Consider the following 16,600-nt stretch of genomic DNA (forward strand, 5'->3'; position numbering starts at 1 on the left):
CTGATTTTCGATCGTTACCCGCTATGAAATCACCATGCCACGGCTTTATTCGATAACGATTCAACGACTATGTGCGCGTGTTCAACACAGACTGGCGTGACATCGTTAGTGCCGTGTAAATGTCCGTGTACATAGTGCGAGAATCGTGTCGTTATTGCGTCGACGCGAAATATGGCGATGAATGACCGAAAGACCTCTTATCCAGCTCGGCGATCTGATCGTTTATCGCGGTTCTCGCCGTGTTATCTGTCCGGGCTACGTACGAGCTTGTTCGCTTTAAGCTCACTGATTAGAACCGAAACTCCTTTTTCAAAGTCCCGTGGCTCGTAGCCGAAAGTTCTTACGAACGGACCGAGGTCAATGTTTTTATCTTCTTCGAAGCGCATGACCTGCTCAGCCGTGACCGGACTGATCTTTAGTGCGGACAACAGCTTCACGCCTGCTCTCACAACGGGCGCGGGGATAGGTACAAACCAGATGCGCTTGCCCAGTCCCCGGGACGCACACCGGATCAATTCGCGGTTGGAATAGGCTTTCGCACCGGCGACGTTATAGACCTGATTGTAATGTCGCGGATTGAACAGGGCGATGCCGTAGGCACGCACCAGATCATGGATCAATACGGGCTGGATCAGGCTGTCACCTTTACCAATGAGCGGGAACACGCGATAACGATCTACGGCTCGCAACAGGCGGGATATATTTCGGTCATTCTTGTGGCCGTAAATCATGGTTGGTCGCAGTATGGTCCAGTTCACTGTACAGTGAACACGGATAGCCTGTTCTGACGCGCGTTTTCGGTCCGCGCTATCTGAAGGAAGTTTTGTCAACACACCGGTCGATCCCGTAAAGATCAAATGCGTGATCGGCGCACCACTCAATCTGACCGCATGGATGATGCTTTCCGCATACCAGATGTAGCTCGCATTGATGACAGCCTCGCAGCCATGGAGTGCTGCTGCAAGCGAAGCGGAATCCGCAACGTCCTGCACAGTCCGGACATCAGTACCGGGGAAACGACTGAAATCGCGTTTTGCCGGATTACGGACAATCGCAATGATGCGGTAAGCGGGTTGCAGAACCTGCACGAGTCTGAATCCGACTTCACCGGTGGCACCGATGATGGCAACTGTTCTCATGAGTGCATCCTCATAGAACGCCCTGGCCACAGGCGGAGAGCAGACGCTGGGCCAGTAAGGGGTAGCTGTGGTTCTGCACCACAAAGTCCCTGCCACGATTTCCCAGGCCGGTGCGTTCTTCTTCGCTGAGCGCCATTAACCTGCGCAGGCCGGACGCAACCGCACCAGGGTCTTTGGGTGGCACGGTAATGCCGCAATTCGCATCACGTACCGAGTCATTGCCGGCGTCGACCGCATGCAGTACCGGTCGGCCAGCCATCATGTAATCCATCAACTTGTTGGGCGCGATGCCAAATCGATACAGGGGCTGACGATGCCAGCCTATATAAGCAACGTCGAACCATTGCAGCAAGGCCGGTATCTGATTTTTTCGAACCGGATCGAAAAAATGCACGTTGCCAAGCCGTTCAACCATCGCTCGCTGCTGCAGTCTTAGCTTTTCGCTGCCGCTGCCAACCAGTACGATGGCTATCTTTTCACTTCTCAGTAAGGCGGCTGCATCGAGCAAGGTGTCCAGCTCATTCGGAACACCGTGCGCTCCTGCATAGCCGACAATATGAAAACCTTTATCACGCAGCCTGGCTAAGCTTGCAGACATGGCTATTGGAATCGCCGACCATGGGCGTTCCCATTCACTCGGAAGTACGCCGTTGGGAATATGTACCCAGCGGGACTGATGGACGCCGCGCTGTGTCATGTAGTCGTGCACGCATGGCAGCAAGGAGACAACCTTATCGGCACGGCGGCAGCCATAAGCCTCGGCGTGATCCAGCACGCGGATGACCGGGTTCCGGAAGGTCAGCGAACCGAGTTCCACCAGGCTCAACGGCCACAGATCACGAATTTCAAAGACGAAGCGCGCGCCCGCCACATCGGCGAGCCTTGCCGCGCCATAAACGCTCAAGGGATGGGGCGATGAGGCGAGTACCATATCGGGCCGCCGCTCCCTTGCGATGGCCGGTGCGTTACGCCACAGGTCGCCGGAAAATCCGAACATGTTGAGCAAACGCTTGATACCGTTGCCTGGGTAGGAACAACCAGCCAGCCATAAATGCGGAATGCCGCAGTGGTCCGACCAGGACGATCTGGTCTGTTCCGGCTGCACGATCCGTAAGTGAGAGTAGCGTGATGCCACGATGAATACATCGTGGCCAAGTGCCTGCAACTCCTTGGCCATGTAAAAGTGGCGGTAGCCCATGCCGAGCAGCGACGAACCCGAGTAGTGGTTGACAATGGCGATTCTCATGGTGATTTAGCGAGGCTCCATGGGTGTTGATCGAGTTTGGTTGATGATGCTGAGGTTTGACTTTTGCTGGGAAGAGAAATGATGCGGGCGGGCGTTATTTACTTCATTACGTCATCGCGTCATCGCGTCGTTTCTTTACTGCTTACGAATACCCACTAGCGATGGCAGAAACATGATTTCTGATAGCGCACGGTTCAGCGGACGCGCCGCACTGCCAAACTGCTCGTAATAGCGGGCGACAAATGCCTTGTCTCCGGCGTTAGATGAATTCATCAGGTCGTAGAGTCGATGTCCAAGTTGCGAAATCAATGGGCGATAGGTCCCCCAGCTTGCATATCCTCCTGTCAGAAAGGACTCGCCCAGTCCGTAGGGCGGTTTCCCCTCATTGCATCCGCCGGCCGGACTGTAGCCGACGCGATACCAACCGTTCGCTCCGCTGAGATAGTTGCGGAACAAGGGGTGATGTTTATCGCCATTCCAGACGCGTGCAATCATGGCGCCGGCGAAGGCATCTGTGACATTTGCCTGAGGGATATTGGCTTCATCCACCTTAAATACCCAAGTCAATGCGGTGCGATTTCTTTGCAGTGCATCGAGCGCATGTACCAGTCGCCTTGCATGACTGATGTCCCAGCCCAGTTTGTCGCTCATGGTCGACTTTGTTGCGGCCACCAGTAATTTGGGCGTGGTATTGCCCGTGTTCGAGGAGGCGTCAGGGTTGACTCCGCCCGTTGATGCGGTCGATGGGCAGACGAGCGGCTTCTGCTCGCCTTCGTAGGCCGCGTAGCGATTGTCGCTGAAGTAAGTCCAGAATCCGCCATCAATATCTGCTACCGGGACGGCGGTGTTACCGTTAACCCAAGCAGTACCCTGTGAAATGCGCGCATTGAATAAGCGTAGCAAGCCATTCACATGGGCACTCAGTTCGCGCGTCGCACTGATGCGACTCCGCGCTTCTCCGAGATGCGCTCTGGAAGCGTCGAGCAGGCCGGCCCATTCGGCATAGATGCTGATCATCCATAGCGAACGGTCAGTGAACAGCAGCTTCGACGATGTTCCCTGCACATCGCCGGGCCTCGCCTTGACAAGTGCGTCGAGTGCCTTGGTCGCCTTGGCGTCGCCCCACCTGCGCAAATGCTCTTCAACGATGTCCGAAACCTCCTGCACGAAGGCGCGCTGTTCGCGGTCAAGCGACTGCTGACTACTGGCCAATGCGTTGGCGACCGAGACAGCCAGACCCAGAAACTGCACACTGCACAACATTACCTCACTACCCAGCAAGCCGTTCCGGTAGGTACAGGTTTTCCCGCCGCGACAAATCCATCGGCGGTCCGGTGATACCAATCCGGGGGTTTGCAGTGCACCGAAACTGACGCGGACGATCCGGGCTATGTCCATGATCAACTCGGTGCGTCCGCATCGACGCGCCATGCTCAGAAGATTATGTGTGTAGGTTTGCAGATCGTAGAGCACATACACGTCTCCCATGCTGATCAGGCGGTCCTGCATCGAGCGTTCCAGGTAAGCGCGCACATTGTTTTTCCAGAGGGAATAAACCTCGTCCTCCACCTCGCCGCCGCAGTCGAAGCGGTCTGCGGCCATTGCTGTCGCCCAGACGTTTGGTGTTGGGGCATACATCGTTGCGAGTATCAGCGCAGCAACAAGCTGCTTTTGTAGGAGCCGCATCAATTTTCCTAGACCAGTGAAGCGTAAAAGCGGAACAGTTTCTTTTCCTCTACTGCCCAGTTGTATCGATTCTCAACCATGGCGCGGCCGTTGGCGCCCATGCGTTGCGCCACGTCGGGATAGGTGGCCAGGTAATCAATGGCTTCGGCAATGGCGAGCGGGTTACGCGGATCGACGCAGATGCCGCAGTCATTGTTTTCGAGAATGCTGCGCCAAAGGGGAAAGTCGGAAGCGATCACAGGGATTCCCGCCGACATGTACTCAAACATCTTGTTTGGCTGCGAATCAAGATGATTTGGAACGGCATGCAGTGTGACCAGGCCCACAATCGAGCGAGAGAGTACGTCACGCACACCGACACGGTCGAGATAACCTAATTCGTTGACCATCGCCCAGCCCGCATAGGTCGACACTTCCTGTTTCAGCCCGGTGTCCGCGAAAGCCCCGACCAGGTTCAAGCGCACACCGCTTTGCAGGGATTCGTTGGCGCGCACCATCTCGCGTATGCCGCGCACGGCGCTCAATCCTCCGACGTAGCACACTTCGCGACGCTTGTGCGTCGTGGGAAGCGCATCGCCGAGTTCGTCCGGTATCGGGAAATTATTGACATCCACAGTCCGGCACTGATACCCCTGGAATTTGTCGCGGATGAAGGGCGTTGCGGCAACAATGCCGTCGATGCGCCGCGACGCGTACGCCTCGTACAGTGCAAACACTTCCGACAGGGCACGCAGGGCGAAAGGACCCAGATAGGGCTTGCCCAATAGCTGCTTGGGGACGTCCTCGTGTGAATCGAATATCACCGGCTTATCCAGGCTCTTTAATTTAAGTGCATAGGGAATCAGCTCCGGATCATGCAAATGATAGAGGTCGGCACCCAGGGAGCGCGCTTTGGCATAGACCTTCCACGCGCTATGCAGCATGCGCCTGATCCGACCCTTGACCCGTCCTACATCAAGAATGTGCACGCCGTCCTTTTCTTCGTCACCTTTGCCGTCGGCGACGATCAGCGTCACGCGGTGCCCATGGGCTGAAAGACTACGGCATTGCTTGACGAAAATGCGCGTGTCGTAGCGTGGATGCGCGCTGGTCATGTGGACAATATGCACGGACAGACTCCTTATGGACGAGACAGGCAAGGACACACAGGTTGATATACAAGCCGTGCGTAAAAAATGTGGTCAGAAGATCCGACGAGGTGATGAGAGCAAACACCGGTACGGCGACGGCAGCCGTCGACAGCGCAAGATTTCCCGATCGTTGTGCACACACGTCAACGTACTTGAATACCCCTGCGACGACTGCGCCATACAGCAGGATTCCGGCGAAGCCTGCCTGCATGTAGCCACTGCCGAACCAGCCGGTATTGGCGCCCATGCTTTCGTTGTCGAAGTATTCCCGGCCGATGACGTGGGTCACGGGCAGGTCGTAGGGATAGTCGACCAGGCCAAGGGTGACCTTGCTATTGGAAAAAAGCACGTAGTCGTGGTTGATAAAGAAGTCGTAGTACATGTAATTCAGTTGTGACGGCAGGAAGAAAACCCGCCGCATTACCAGCTTCCCAATCCATCCCCAGAATGCGCCTTCGTGGGTTTGCGCGATCCAGAAATCCGCCATCGATACCAGTAATATCGTGACCATGGCGGCGGTGAATACCAGCGCGACATGCTTGCGCGCCGACGCAAAGTAGACGCCAAGAATAAGCAAGGGATAAAACAATGGCGCCTTGTGTGCGGTAAGACCAAATATCAGTACCGAGCACACCAGAAAGGCAAATGCGGTGAGGTATTTCTTGTACAGAATCGACAAGACCAAAGCGATCGGAACCACCACTTTTCCGATGACTGGCGAGATATAACCGAAGATGTCGGGAAGGTTAGACGCGGCGTCCGCGCGTACTTCGTACACTCGGGCCAAATCGAAGTTAAGATACTTCCCGCCTCCCATGAGCACGATCAGGGCGATATATGCCAGCGTGGCAATGAAGAAAATGCGGCGCAAGCGATGCGACGACACGCTCAGCCGTTTTGGCGGACCAACCGGCAGGATCCTGCGCAAGGCAATCGTTAACATATAGGCCGCAACAACTTGCGCCACAAAACTGCCGGGTTGATCTTCGGCATGGAACAACACCAGCATGGGAAGCAGCACCAGTATCAGGACCATCTGAAAAAACAGCCTGGATGCACGATCGGAACGCACAGGCGTCAGCAGCGACAACAGGATGACGCACGCTATGGCGATGGGCCATTTGGTATCGTTGGGGTGCCAGGCAAACCCTTCGGACGCGTAGATCGTCGATACATATTGTTCATATCCTGCCAGCAGGATTAAAAATGCAGCCATATGCATGACAAGAAAACTGGCTCGAATCTTCATCGCGGCGAACCCGGCTCCAGGAATTCTTCCACCAGCATGCCAATCGGCGAATAGCCGTTGCGTTGCAGACGCACCACCTTGAGCGGCGGCAGGTGAGATGTCAGGTAATCGTTCTTCAGCTTGCGCGGCATGAAGACATGGCGTAAGGCCTTGAGGTGATGCTTTGTTCCTGGAGGAAAACGTTTCAGGAGCGAGCGGGCAAGCCTGCCAAGGGTATTGATATCGCTTGAATTGCCGAGCACGACCGACACCCCTGTGCCGGTTTGCTCAGCGTACTGGTGCTTGACATGTTCGAGGTACCAGCGACGCTCTTTTCTCAGGGCCAGCGGCACCTCTTGCCAGAGTTCCATGAATTCCGCATCCCACAGCGGTAGCCACCAGTCGAAGCCGAAAAATTCATATACGCGCACGGAATTGACGATGTACTTTGCCTGCCTTTCCTGCCAGTCCCAGGTCTCGAATGCATCGGCAAACTCGGCGTGTGTATCAACATGCCAGACGCCTGCGCGGTGAAGAATTCTCTGCTTCCATTTAGCCTGCTTCTGATCTGCGGTCTGTGCGCATGCGGCGATCACATAATGACGCTCAAGAATACGCCGCACCAGCAATTCAGTATCAACCGGACCGCTTTGAAAAGCATCCCTGGGAATATGGCTGCCAGCCACGAAGTCGCCGCTATGTCCCGGCACAAACACACAGTCGTCATCGACGATATGCATCTGCTTGAGCGAACGCACGGCGATCCAGTCTTGCACATGCGGCAGGCTGACCCATCCCGACGCCCATTGCTGGAAGCGATGTCTCTCCTCGGTGTGCCAGGCGTTCCGCCATTGCGCCTCACTGTATTCGACAAAATGCCATGGCAGGCCGAGATCCGCGGCGACTTGCCGGCTATATTCCGATTCCTTGTTATCTTTAATGCCATAGGTAAACGTTATGATCTTTTTATACCCAAGCCGTTTGAGCATCAAGGCAATGAATCGCGAATCGTAACCGCCGCTCAAGGGAATGACGATCTGTCGTCCCGCGGCGTGGTCGATGAGCCGCTGCATGGCCGCAACCGCACTCGCGTCCAGCCGGGCGCGCAACATTACCTCGTCGCAGGCTGCCGGTTCCGTGTGCACGAAACGGTAGTAGCGATAAGTCTGCAGCGTCGCCACTGCGCCTGTTTTGGACAAGTCTGTGGACACCTGCAGCATCTCTCCAGCCTGCAACTGCTTGACACCGCGATACAAAGTGTCGCTTCCGGTGACATATCCAGCCAACCTGAATTCTTCACGCGCGACAGGATCCATGAGCACGTCGCCAACCCGTTGCCGTACCCATTCGGCGTCATCACTGATAAAAACCCGGCCCTGGCTGCTACCGTAGAAGAGCGGGATGCTGCGAACGCGATCGACTGCCGCTACGACCCGCTCCGGCGACGACCACAGCAGGGCGAAAAATCCATTCAATGCAGATAAGGATTTGCACCACTGCGCCGCACTGCCGTCCGGGATCGGCAAGCGCTCCGCTGCGTGGTCAGGACTGCGCCGGATGCGCCCTGCCGAAAATGCGGCGCCGCCCCAATGCAAACCATTTGTCGCGGAATGCATCCAGCGTCGATCGGATAAACGGATTTCGATATTGTTCATGACCATGCATTCTTGAGAAGAAAAGTAAATCGCCCGATGGCCAACAAGCCGGCAAGCGCCAACGCCATCAACCAGACGGCGGTGTCGATCTGGCCGACGCGCTCGATGTCCCAATACAGTGTGACAATCAGCGGTGAGACAATCGTCATGCCCCAGGCCAGCGCTGCGGCGCTCGCCATCGCCATGGAACGCCAGTGTGCGTCAGCGGCGCGGATGATCCATGCAAGCTGTGCAAGCCAGCACAGGGCGCTGCCCATTCCGAACAGCGCAATCGCAAGCCGCGCATCCCCTAACCACGCGCCGGACAGGATGGCCGCAATACGCACCGCCAGCAGCAAGGCCTGGAATGCCATTGCCGCCGCCTGGCGGTCGAGCACATCCAGCACGGCGGACATCGGCGACGTCACGAAGACAAGGTAGAGCCATGGTGCAAGCCATTGCGCAAACACACCGGCCTCACGCCATTGGATTCCGAATGCGAAGGCAAAGATTTCCGGACCGGCCATCAGCAGCATCAGCGTCGGCACCATGCCGATATGCGAGAGTTTTCCATGCACGCGCGCCACGAAAACGCCAAGGCGGCCCTCGCGCCGCGCATCAGCGGCACCGGCCAGAAAAACGTTGGCGATGGCTTTGCCAACAACCTGCATCGGCATTGACAGCACGCGGTTGGCAAGCGCATAAGTACCCGCCAGGGCCGGGCTGAACAGAGCTGCAAACAAGAGCGGCGGCAACTGCGATCCTATGGTGTTGAACATGGCACCCCAGCTTGCATACAGGGGAAAGCGGCGATATCGCTTCGCAGCTTGCGCCAGATCCCGCCGGCCGACAGAACGAAGCAGCGGCCGATGCTTGCTTACCCCTTGCAGATACAAAGAAACAGAGCCGGCGCCATGCCCGGCAACCTGCCCGATGAGCAACGCGACAGGACCAAGCGGCGCACCAAACAACTGGATCGCAATGGCTAAAAAGGATTGGCTGACACGCGTCCGCGCCAGCGGCCCGAACTGCCTGGTGCGAATTGCCCACTGGCTCAGTACGTTGTAGAAGCCGATCAGCAAAGCCCCGGCCGGTACAAGAAACATATACTCGGCAAAGCCTGGCACGTTGAGCCGCGCGGCAATTTCTTTTGCATACCACATCGTCGGTAAGGCAAGCAACGTGGCGACAAGGACAGCCATTGCCATGCTCAACACCAGTAGCGCGGCGCCCGCCCGTGCGTCTTCGGGCAGAGGTATCGCCTGCTCATAACGCAGGCTCACCACAGCCGACATGAACATCAGAAAGGCGATGAACACTGCCAGCAGGCCGAAATCCTGCGGGGAATACAGGCGCGTCAGGAGAGGCGCCGCAAGCAGTAATATCATCTGCGATGCCACCGTACCGCTGACGAGCACGTAGACACTGCGCAGGAAACCGCTGTTCGATGACTGGTTTTTAGAGATACGCATCGACCCCCCTTGCGAACGGGTTGAATTGCGCATTCTTGCCACTGCGAACATCGGAGGAACAAACGGCAGACCTCGTCATTTTCCCTCTGCCGCGTAGCGGTAACGTCCATATCCCGTCCCGTAGCCATAGCCATACCGTGCGAAACGTGGCCTGGAGTCGTTGAACACGATGCCGGCGATACGGCTTCCCGCCGCGTTGAGATGATTGACAGCTTCCTCAATTTCTTCAACGGTGCTGACGCCCGCGCGTACCACATTGAACATCACGCCGGCGTGGGCCGCCACAACGGACGCATCGGAAGCAACGAGCACCGGCGCGGTATCGATGAGGACAACATCATATTCGGCGGACAATCGTCTCAGCAGGTCTCCCAGTTCGGGGCGCGCAAGCAACTCGGCCGGCTCCGCTGGCAACACCCCGGTCGCAAGGAAATCGACGTTATCGACGACATCGCGGTGAATCGCATGCTCCGCCACGATGCGACCCGCGATGGCTTCGGACAGTCCTCCTACGCGGCACAGGCCGAAGTGGCGGTGCAGGAATCCGGTACGCAGGTCACCGTCGATCAGGAGTACTTTTTTTCCTATCGAGGCAAGCACTACGGCTAGGTTGGCGGAGACGAACGATTTTCCGACGCCCGGCGTCGGTCCGGTGATCACGACAATATTGTTGCGGGATTCCGCCATGTCGATTTGCAGAGATGTCCTGAACCGGCGTAGGCATTCGATCGCACTATCGCCGCGCATTCCAGATAGCAGCGCAGATTTCTCCGTGCCACCATGCGACAGCCGGGCAGTGGCCTGCGCCATTCCCTCGCTGTGAGAAATCGTCACCCGAACCGGCAGGCCGAGCTGTTCACTGATTTCTGCCGGATCGTCTACCCGCCCGTAGAGCGATTTACGGAAGAAGGCAGCCAGGCAGCCGAGACCAATCCCCGCAAGCGCCGCCAGCGACACAATCATCATGGGTTTTGGCCGTACCGGACGCTCAGGCACCTGGGCCGCGTCGAGCAAATGGGCATAACCGCCTTTGCTCGCTGTGATCAGCTGCAATTGCTGAGCAGTGCTGAGAACTGCCGTATAGACGGCCGTATTGACTTTGACGTCACGACTCAAACGCAGCACATCTTGTTCGATGGACGGCAAACGCCGGATTTTCGCTTCGACCGCGCTCATGTCCTGGCTCAGCGAACGAATTTGCTGGTTGACGCTTTCCACTGCGGGATTTTCTTCCTGAAAACGTACCAGAAGCTCTTCCCTGCGCTGCCTGAGTTCCGACATACGGATCTGTGCACTGACGGATTGTTGCAGGATGGTTTTCGCTTCTTCCTGCAAGTCGATGGTGCCGCGCGCATTGCGGACTGCGTTGTACTGTGTCTCCGCGCGTTCCAGTTCGCGTTTCAACTCGGGTAGCTGGCGACTCAATGAGGCGAGCGACTTCTCGGCGTCCCGTGATTTGCGCTCTTCGTTCTGGCGTATGTATTCGTTTCCAAGCGCCGACAGGACAGTGCTGGTGAGCTTGGGATCCCGGCCTTCCAGGCTGACCGAAATGATGCCCGACTGCTTTGACGTCTCTGTGATCTTCAGGGCAGTTTGCAGGTCTTCGATTGTCTCCAGACGTGATGCGCGCGCCAGCTTGAATTCGGCACCGGGCTTCGCTATCAGCCTGGCGACGTTGAGGATGATCGGGCCATCGCTCGTATCGAAGTGCGCGTCTTCACCGATCTTTCCCCTCAAATCCAAATCATCATATTGCAGGCGATAATAGCGATCGTCCTCCGCAATCAGCGTGAAGCTCTTTCCCTCAAAAGATTTAGGCACATCAAAGCGCGTGACTTCCGCCTGCTCGCTGCCCCAGACGAAACCGCCATAGCCAAACAGGCCCGGTGTGGAAAGTTCCTTGTTTTTGCGGGCGAGCCAAGCACCGACCAGCGGAAAATAGTTCGGCTGCAGGTCCAGGAACAGCATGGTGTTGTCAACCGCGGCCGATACCACGCGGCGCGAGCGAAGCACGCTTATTTCAGGTGCTGCTTCCGGTTTCTTATGCTCAGTAGTCGAGGCGCTCTCGACGGACAGGCTTCCAGCCACGCCGGCATCGGCAACCTGGATAAGCAGGTTGGACTGGTAGACCGGTGTGGCAAGCAAGGCGTAGGCAATGCCGGCCGATGTGACGAGCATAGCGATGCTCAGGATGAGGAAAAGATTGTCGGTCAGGATGTAGAAATATTTTCGCCAATGGATGGCTTCGTCGCTTCCGATTTTCGGCTGCACCTGCTGTATTGGAAAATTCATCGGCGGTAACTTTACGAAAAGGTGAGACAGAAAGCCCGGAACGTTTGTTCGGGACATGCCATTGCGTTGTTTCGCTAATGCAGTGCGGCGGCTCTGCGGTGGTATGCGTGTGTTCTTTACATCGCGTGCTTGGCACGTGACGCGTTTACTACCGGTTGCTTGATGAATGAATAGAGCCCTGCCTCGTCATGCACTTGGACGGGCACTGCAGACCGCTATGAGTGTAGCGATCTGATCGACGAAAAAAAGTACGAATTTTCGATCCGAACCATGCCGTTTTCTGTTGTTTGTCCCGATGAAATCGATGGCCCTGCGTGATCGTCTTTTCATAAATACAGCATGTCTGATTTCAACGACGAATAACCATGAACGTTCGATTGACCAGATGATGAATAGGCCATTAACGATTTGGTCGATATCAGCTCTAACAAAACTAAGAATTTGATGACGGCTTATTTATAGATAAACAAAGAAGGGTCGATACGCTAGCGCTCCAACATTGCGCTTAGCGCAGACAGCACCCGAGGCTGCTTCCGTCGCTCTTCATTTGTGCGGAAGGCAGTTCAGCTACGTGAGTAAATGATCTGCAGAAGCTTTATTTGATGAGGAAGATGACCGGGACTATGTCCAGAATATTGTCGACCGTTAAATAGAGTTTGCTTAAAAACCAGTTCCCAATAAAAAGCCCCTCCTTGGCTATCCGCAGGGAGATGCTTTACATTCAACGATACTTCGGCCTGGCTACTGTTCTGTGAAGCAGTTCTTGCCCCTCTTACGCCAATCAGTCGGTTTTTCATCTTGCAAGCGAGAATCCTGTACCGTCATATCCGCGTTCGTGTCAGCGCATCAAGCGTTCTCGCACCGCGTAGCTCGGAAAAATTGGCGATGTTGTATGGCGAAACTGAACTCACATATAACGGGCCTTCGCCTACTCGGCGAAAGCCTCCTCACGCTTCTTGCGCAATGCAGGAAGCAAGACCATGATGATTGCCAGGAGCGCCATAGCAAGCATCAGCGCACTGACCGGCCTTTCGATGAAAATCAACCGCGTCGATATGAAGACGCGATGAAGGAAATGCATTGATTAAAGAGCGGCGAACAGGGCATTCTCCGGATCGGTTACTCCCCATCGATGCCTACCGGCCTGATCGTCAGGACATGTCGCCAGTTGATAAGGGAACGGCCCGTGGCACGTCTATGCATGAGCAGACGGTTCGCGCGCGGATTGCTGGACATGGTCACTCAAGGTACGCTTGACCTCGCGATCGTGCCATTGCTCGCGATGCATAATGAAAGCTTCCGCGTCTGGGCACTATTCAGCGACCGGTTGGCGGTGATGGCTGACGATGGCCATCCATTACACCGCCGCCAGAATCTGACCCTCAACGATCTGGTCGATCAGGAATGGCTCCTGCCTGGTTCCCAATTCACGCTTCGCCAGCAAGTCGACTCCGCATTTCGCCGGCTAGCCCTTCCGCAACCCCCACTTGAGAATTGAGGTAAATTTTGGCGGTACGCTTCTTTTCGATCTCATCCGTGGCACACAGATGCTCAGCCTAGCCGGCGCTGAATCGAGTGGCGTCGTCCCGGGTTTTCGACCGCTCGATGTCCGACAGGATGAACTTGATTTACGTCGCGGAATCGGCATTGTTGCTCGCGCCGGCGCCTATCTTTCGCCGCTTGCCGAGCGACTCAGCACACTGCTTGAAGATCAGGTGACTTATACCAATCCCAACCCATAACGCACCATGAGATCGCGTCTTTTTCCGGGGGCGCCGAGCCGCCTGCCGGCGTTGCACTCGTCGTCAATAGCCCGCTCCTTCGTTCACTTTTACCGTCAGAAGCTCCTGCATATGCGAATTCGCAGTCAACCTTAAGTCGTGGGGCGTAAAACGACGCACTTCTCCCTTTGTCGTGATCGAGCCATCAATCGATTGCCAGAGCAAGTGTATTAGGATTGAGGTGTGTCTCCACCGTGACGGGCCGCTCGCGCCTTTGCATCACGGTGGATTGTGACGATGACGGAATGGAATGCTTCGAGTCCATCGATCTCGGGCGGACCGCCACCATCTCCTGCATGACATCTATGCGTTTTGTACCTGAGGCAGAGGCAACTGCATTCTCAGCGCCATCCTCAATGGGACTGCCAGCCCGTCCGCTGCTTCGTGCAGACCTTGGACAATCTCATTTTTGCCGTGGCTCGGCGGGAAATAACGAATTTCTCGGGCAATTGTTTTCAACACCTCAACCTTCGACAGGTCCGAAAGTGCACTGGTTCGCGTCATGGTGTCACGGAGCTCTGTGAGCGCGTCTTGACCTGCCGTCACGTGCTTCAAGTTGCGGACCAAAGCCGATTGCACCCGGGCGTCGGAAAACGAATCAAACGCCACGGATGCTTCGCTTCGGTCGTCTGCCTTCAAGTGCTTGATTTGATTAACCAAGGTTGCCAATAATACTCTCTTCGTGGCAGGCGGAAGGGTAGCTGAAACGTCCTGGAGGCGGTTGAAAACGCCGAGCCTGTCTGTCTCGGGAACGTGCACGATTTTATCGGCCAATACTGTCAAGACTGCTGCGGTTTTCTCGGCAAGAGGAAGAGTATCGTCATTGTCCCGGATGCTATTGAGTGCACTGAGAAGGGCTGAGGCAGCGTCCCATATGCCGTTGAATGCGTCGCGCTTTCTGCCCGGCGGAAGGCTTTCAATTTTGCTTGCCAACGCTGCCAAGACCGCTGCGGCCGTCTCAGCCGCAGGAAGTGCAACTGCAGCATCCGATGTGCTATTGAATGTGCCAAGAAGGGCAAAGGCAGCGTCCCGGAGGTTATTGAATGCGCCAAGCCTGCCTGCCCGGGGAAAGTCCACAATTTTATCAGCCAACGTCGTCAGGACTGCAGATTCCTTGGCAGGCGGAAGGCCAACGGCAGCATCCCGGAGGCTATTGAATGCTTCAAGATTGTCTGCATCGGGCAGACCCGAGATTACCCCGCTTAGCGCCGCCAGCACCATGGATCGCTCGGTAGCCGGAAGAGCGTCTGCAGCGTCCCGGAGGCTATTGAACGCCCGGAGATTGTCTGGACTGAGCAAACTCAAGATTCCCCCGCTTAGCGCCGCCAGCACCACGGATCGTTCGGTAGCCGGAAGGGTGTCCGCAGCGGCCCGAATGCTATTGAACGCGTCAGGTCTGCGCATCTCGGGCAGGCTCGAGATTTCCCTGCTCAGTGCCGCCAGCACCATGGATTGCTCGGCGGGCGGAAGACCGACGGCAGCGATGTGAACGCTGCTGAATGCGTTGCGAGTGTTAATCTCTGAGAGATTAACGATTCCCCCGCTTAGCGCCGCCAGCACCACGGATTGCTCGGCAGCCGGAAGGGCTTTGGCAGCGTCCCGGATGCTATTGAATTGGCCAGGATTGTCCACCCAGGAAAATTGGCCGGGATTGTCCACCCAAAGCGGGCTCAAGATATGCTCGCTCAGTGCCGCCAGCACCACGGATTGCTCGGCAGCCGGAAGGGTGCCCGCAGCGGCCCGAATGCTATTGAACGCGTCGGACCTGTCTTCCAAGGACAGGCTCATGATTCCCCCGCTCAGCGCCGCCAGCATCACGGATTGCTCGAAAGGTCGAAGAGTGACGGCAAGCTCCCGGATGTCATTGAATGCGTCGAGTCTGTCCATCTCGGACAGGCTCGAGATTTCCCCGCTCAGTGCCGCCAGCGCCATGAATTGCTCGGCAGCCGGAAGGACTACGGCAGCACTCCAGATTTCATTGAATGCGTCGGTTCTGTGTGCCTCGAGCAAGTCCACGATGTTGCCGGCCAACGACACCAACACTTGGGCTTGCATGGGGGGCGAGTCCACCAACGTTCCGGTCCTGATGGCGTCGCACATGAATTGCACCGCATTCCATCGAGAGTCGTTCTGTACCAGTCTGATTTTTCCTGCCAGCCTGCAAAACAGGTCAGCCTTGTCTTGCCGCAAGAGCCCTGTGGTTAAGGGTTCGCCTGACTGGGTTTGCAGCGAGATTAAGGCTGCATCAATGTAACCAACAAGCTCATTCCATTGCAGCAACGACAGAAGCATGGAACCAGATTCAAGTTGACTGCACTGCCGATGCAGTTTCGCCACACCCAGGCTATACGCAATGGCTTCATTCTCATGATGAGCCTTGTCTACTTGGCCGAGGCTGGCAATGTCCGCCGGGGACAGGTACCCAAGGATCTCGCCCAGCAACTCATTCGTCATGAACGCCATCCCGGATGAACGGGCAATCGTGTTTTCAGGCACCAATGGATTCGGAGCGATCGTTTTTCTCCTCTGCGGAGGACAGGGGATATTTCGCATGAAACGGGCACGCTCTGCTTGCGCATTCTGCACCGACGTTTGATTCTGCACCGACGTTTGATTCTGCATCGGCGTTTGATTCTGCATCGGCGTTTGATTCTGCACCGGCGTTTGATTCTGCACCGGCGTTTGATTCTGCACCGGCGTTTGATTCTGCGGTGGTGCGGGGTCTCGCACTAACGTTTGCGTTGAGTCTCCTCTGAAGCATGAAAAAATCCCGCCCATATCTACTCCCGTGAATATCCAGCCAACCGAAACAAGGACTTCGTGCGTAGTACACGAAGTCGCGACCCTCAACCATTTTTGGTACCACAACGCGCACTCCTCATTAAACCGGTGCGTGCGTAATGATGGACAATTTCCTCCCTATGAGTGACGCGAGCTCCGTCGAAGTTCCATCGCCGCAGCGTAGGTCAATGCGCGGAGCCAATTCAAGAAA

At 56.2% G+C, this 16,600-nt stretch carries 10 protein-coding genes and 1 pseudogene; 2 read left to right on the forward strand and 9 right to left on the reverse strand.

Features of this window, described 5'->3' with window-relative positions:
- Positions 1 to 242: 242 nt before the first annotated feature.
- The 8 genes from ASE07_RS06530 to ASE07_RS06565 all read right to left on the reverse strand — a co-directional run bounded on the left by ASE07_RS06530 (position 243) and on the right by ASE07_RS06565 (position 11,827).
- Positions 243 to 1,139: an SDR family oxidoreductase gene (locus tag ASE07_RS06530; RefSeq protein ID WP_057290006.1), complete on the reverse strand. Its 897-nt coding sequence runs from the start codon at positions 1,137 to 1,139 to the stop codon at positions 243 to 245.
- A gap of 10 nt (positions 1,140 to 1,149) precedes the next feature.
- A complete protein-coding gene (locus tag ASE07_RS06535; protein ID WP_057290007.1) occupies positions 1,150 to 2,385 on the reverse strand; it encodes a glycosyltransferase family 4 protein in 1,236 nt (411 codons plus the stop codon).
- A gap of 135 nt (positions 2,386 to 2,520) precedes the next feature.
- On the reverse strand, positions 2,521 to 4,071 hold the full coding sequence (locus tag ASE07_RS06540) for a hypothetical protein (RefSeq protein WP_057290008.1): 1,551 nt from the start codon (positions 4,069 to 4,071) through the stop codon (positions 2,521 to 2,523).
- A gap of 8 nt (positions 4,072 to 4,079) precedes the next feature.
- Positions 4,080 to 5,180: a glycosyltransferase gene (locus tag ASE07_RS06545; RefSeq protein WP_057290009.1), complete on the reverse strand. Its 1,101-nt coding sequence runs from the start codon at positions 5,178 to 5,180 to the stop codon at positions 4,080 to 4,082.
- Positions 5,110 to 6,417: a hypothetical protein gene (locus ASE07_RS06550; protein ID WP_156396427.1), complete on the reverse strand. Its 1,308-nt coding sequence runs from the start codon at positions 6,415 to 6,417 to the stop codon at positions 5,110 to 5,112. The genes ASE07_RS06545 and ASE07_RS06550 overlap by 71 nt, the downstream gene beginning before the upstream one ends.
- Positions 6,418 to 6,446: 29 nt before the next feature.
- Entirely contained in the window at positions 6,447 to 8,084 is a 1,638-nt protein-coding gene (locus ASE07_RS06555) for an asparagine synthase-related protein (protein WP_057290011.1), read from the reverse strand.
- Positions 8,081 to 9,535: a lipopolysaccharide biosynthesis protein gene (locus tag ASE07_RS06560; RefSeq protein ID WP_057290012.1), complete on the reverse strand. Its 1,455-nt coding sequence runs from the start codon at positions 9,533 to 9,535 to the stop codon at positions 8,081 to 8,083. The genes ASE07_RS06555 and ASE07_RS06560 overlap by 4 nt, the downstream gene beginning before the upstream one ends.
- A gap of 75 nt (positions 9,536 to 9,610) precedes the next feature.
- Positions 9,611 to 11,827 (reverse strand): polysaccharide biosynthesis tyrosine autokinase, encoded by a 2,217-nt coding sequence (locus ASE07_RS06565; RefSeq protein ID WP_057290080.1) that lies wholly within the window; start codon positions 11,825 to 11,827, stop codon positions 9,611 to 9,613.
- A 1,102-nt stretch (positions 11,828 to 12,929) separates the two neighbouring features.
- Here ASE07_RS06565 and ASE07_RS06570 point away from each other — a divergent pair.
- Both ASE07_RS06570 and ASE07_RS06575 read left to right on the forward strand, forming a co-directional pair.
- Positions 12,930 to 13,325 (forward strand): annotated as a pseudogene (locus tag ASE07_RS06570) (LysR family transcriptional regulator substrate-binding protein); the annotation flags it as partial.
- Between the two features lie 49 nt (positions 13,326 to 13,374).
- Positions 13,375 to 13,569, forward strand: coding sequence for a hypothetical protein (locus ASE07_RS06575; protein WP_156396430.1), 195 nt, complete (start codon positions 13,375 to 13,377; stop codon positions 13,567 to 13,569).
- A gap of 342 nt (positions 13,570 to 13,911) precedes the next feature.
- On the opposite strand, the gene ASE07_RS06580 is transcribed toward ASE07_RS06575, so the two are convergent.
- Positions 13,912 to 16,338, reverse strand: coding sequence for a hypothetical protein (locus ASE07_RS06580; RefSeq protein WP_156396432.1), 2,427 nt, complete (start codon positions 16,336 to 16,338; stop codon positions 13,912 to 13,914).
- Between the last annotated feature and the right edge of the window lie 262 nt (positions 16,339 to 16,600).

The organism is Noviherbaspirillum sp. Root189, from assembly GCF_001428545.1.
Classification (GTDB): Bacteria; Pseudomonadota; Gammaproteobacteria; order Burkholderiales; family Burkholderiaceae_D; genus Noviherbaspirillum.

Excerpts from the sequence above, each read along its gene's own strand:
- ASE07_RS06530 (WP_057290006.1), bottom strand. The coding sequence starts at position 1,139 with ATGAGAACAGTTGCCATCATCGGTGCCACCGGTGAAGTCGGATTCAGA.
- ASE07_RS06535 (WP_057290007.1), bottom strand. The coding sequence starts at position 2,385 with ATGAGAATCGCCATTGTCAACCACTACTCGGGTTCGTCGCTGCTCGGC.
- ASE07_RS06540 (WP_057290008.1), bottom strand. The coding sequence starts at position 4,071 with ATGCGGCTCCTACAAAAGCAGCTTGTTGCTGCGCTGATACTCGCAACG.
- ASE07_RS06550 (WP_156396427.1), bottom strand. The coding sequence starts at position 6,417 with ATGGCTGCATTTTTAATCCTGCTGGCAGGATATGAACAATATGTATCG.
- ASE07_RS06555 (WP_057290011.1), bottom strand. The coding sequence starts at position 8,084 with ATGAACAATATCGAAATCCGTTTATCCGATCGACGCTGGATGCATTCC.
- ASE07_RS06560 (WP_057290012.1), bottom strand. The coding sequence starts at position 9,535 with ATGCGTATCTCTAAAAACCAGTCATCGAACAGCGGTTTCCTGCGCAGT.
- ASE07_RS06565 (WP_057290080.1), bottom strand. The coding sequence starts at position 11,827 with ATGAATTTTCCAATACAGCAGGTGCAGCCGAAAATCGGAAGCGACGAA.
- ASE07_RS06575 (WP_156396430.1), top strand. The coding sequence starts at position 13,375 with ATGCTCAGCCTAGCCGGCGCTGAATCGAGTGGCGTCGTCCCGGGTTTT.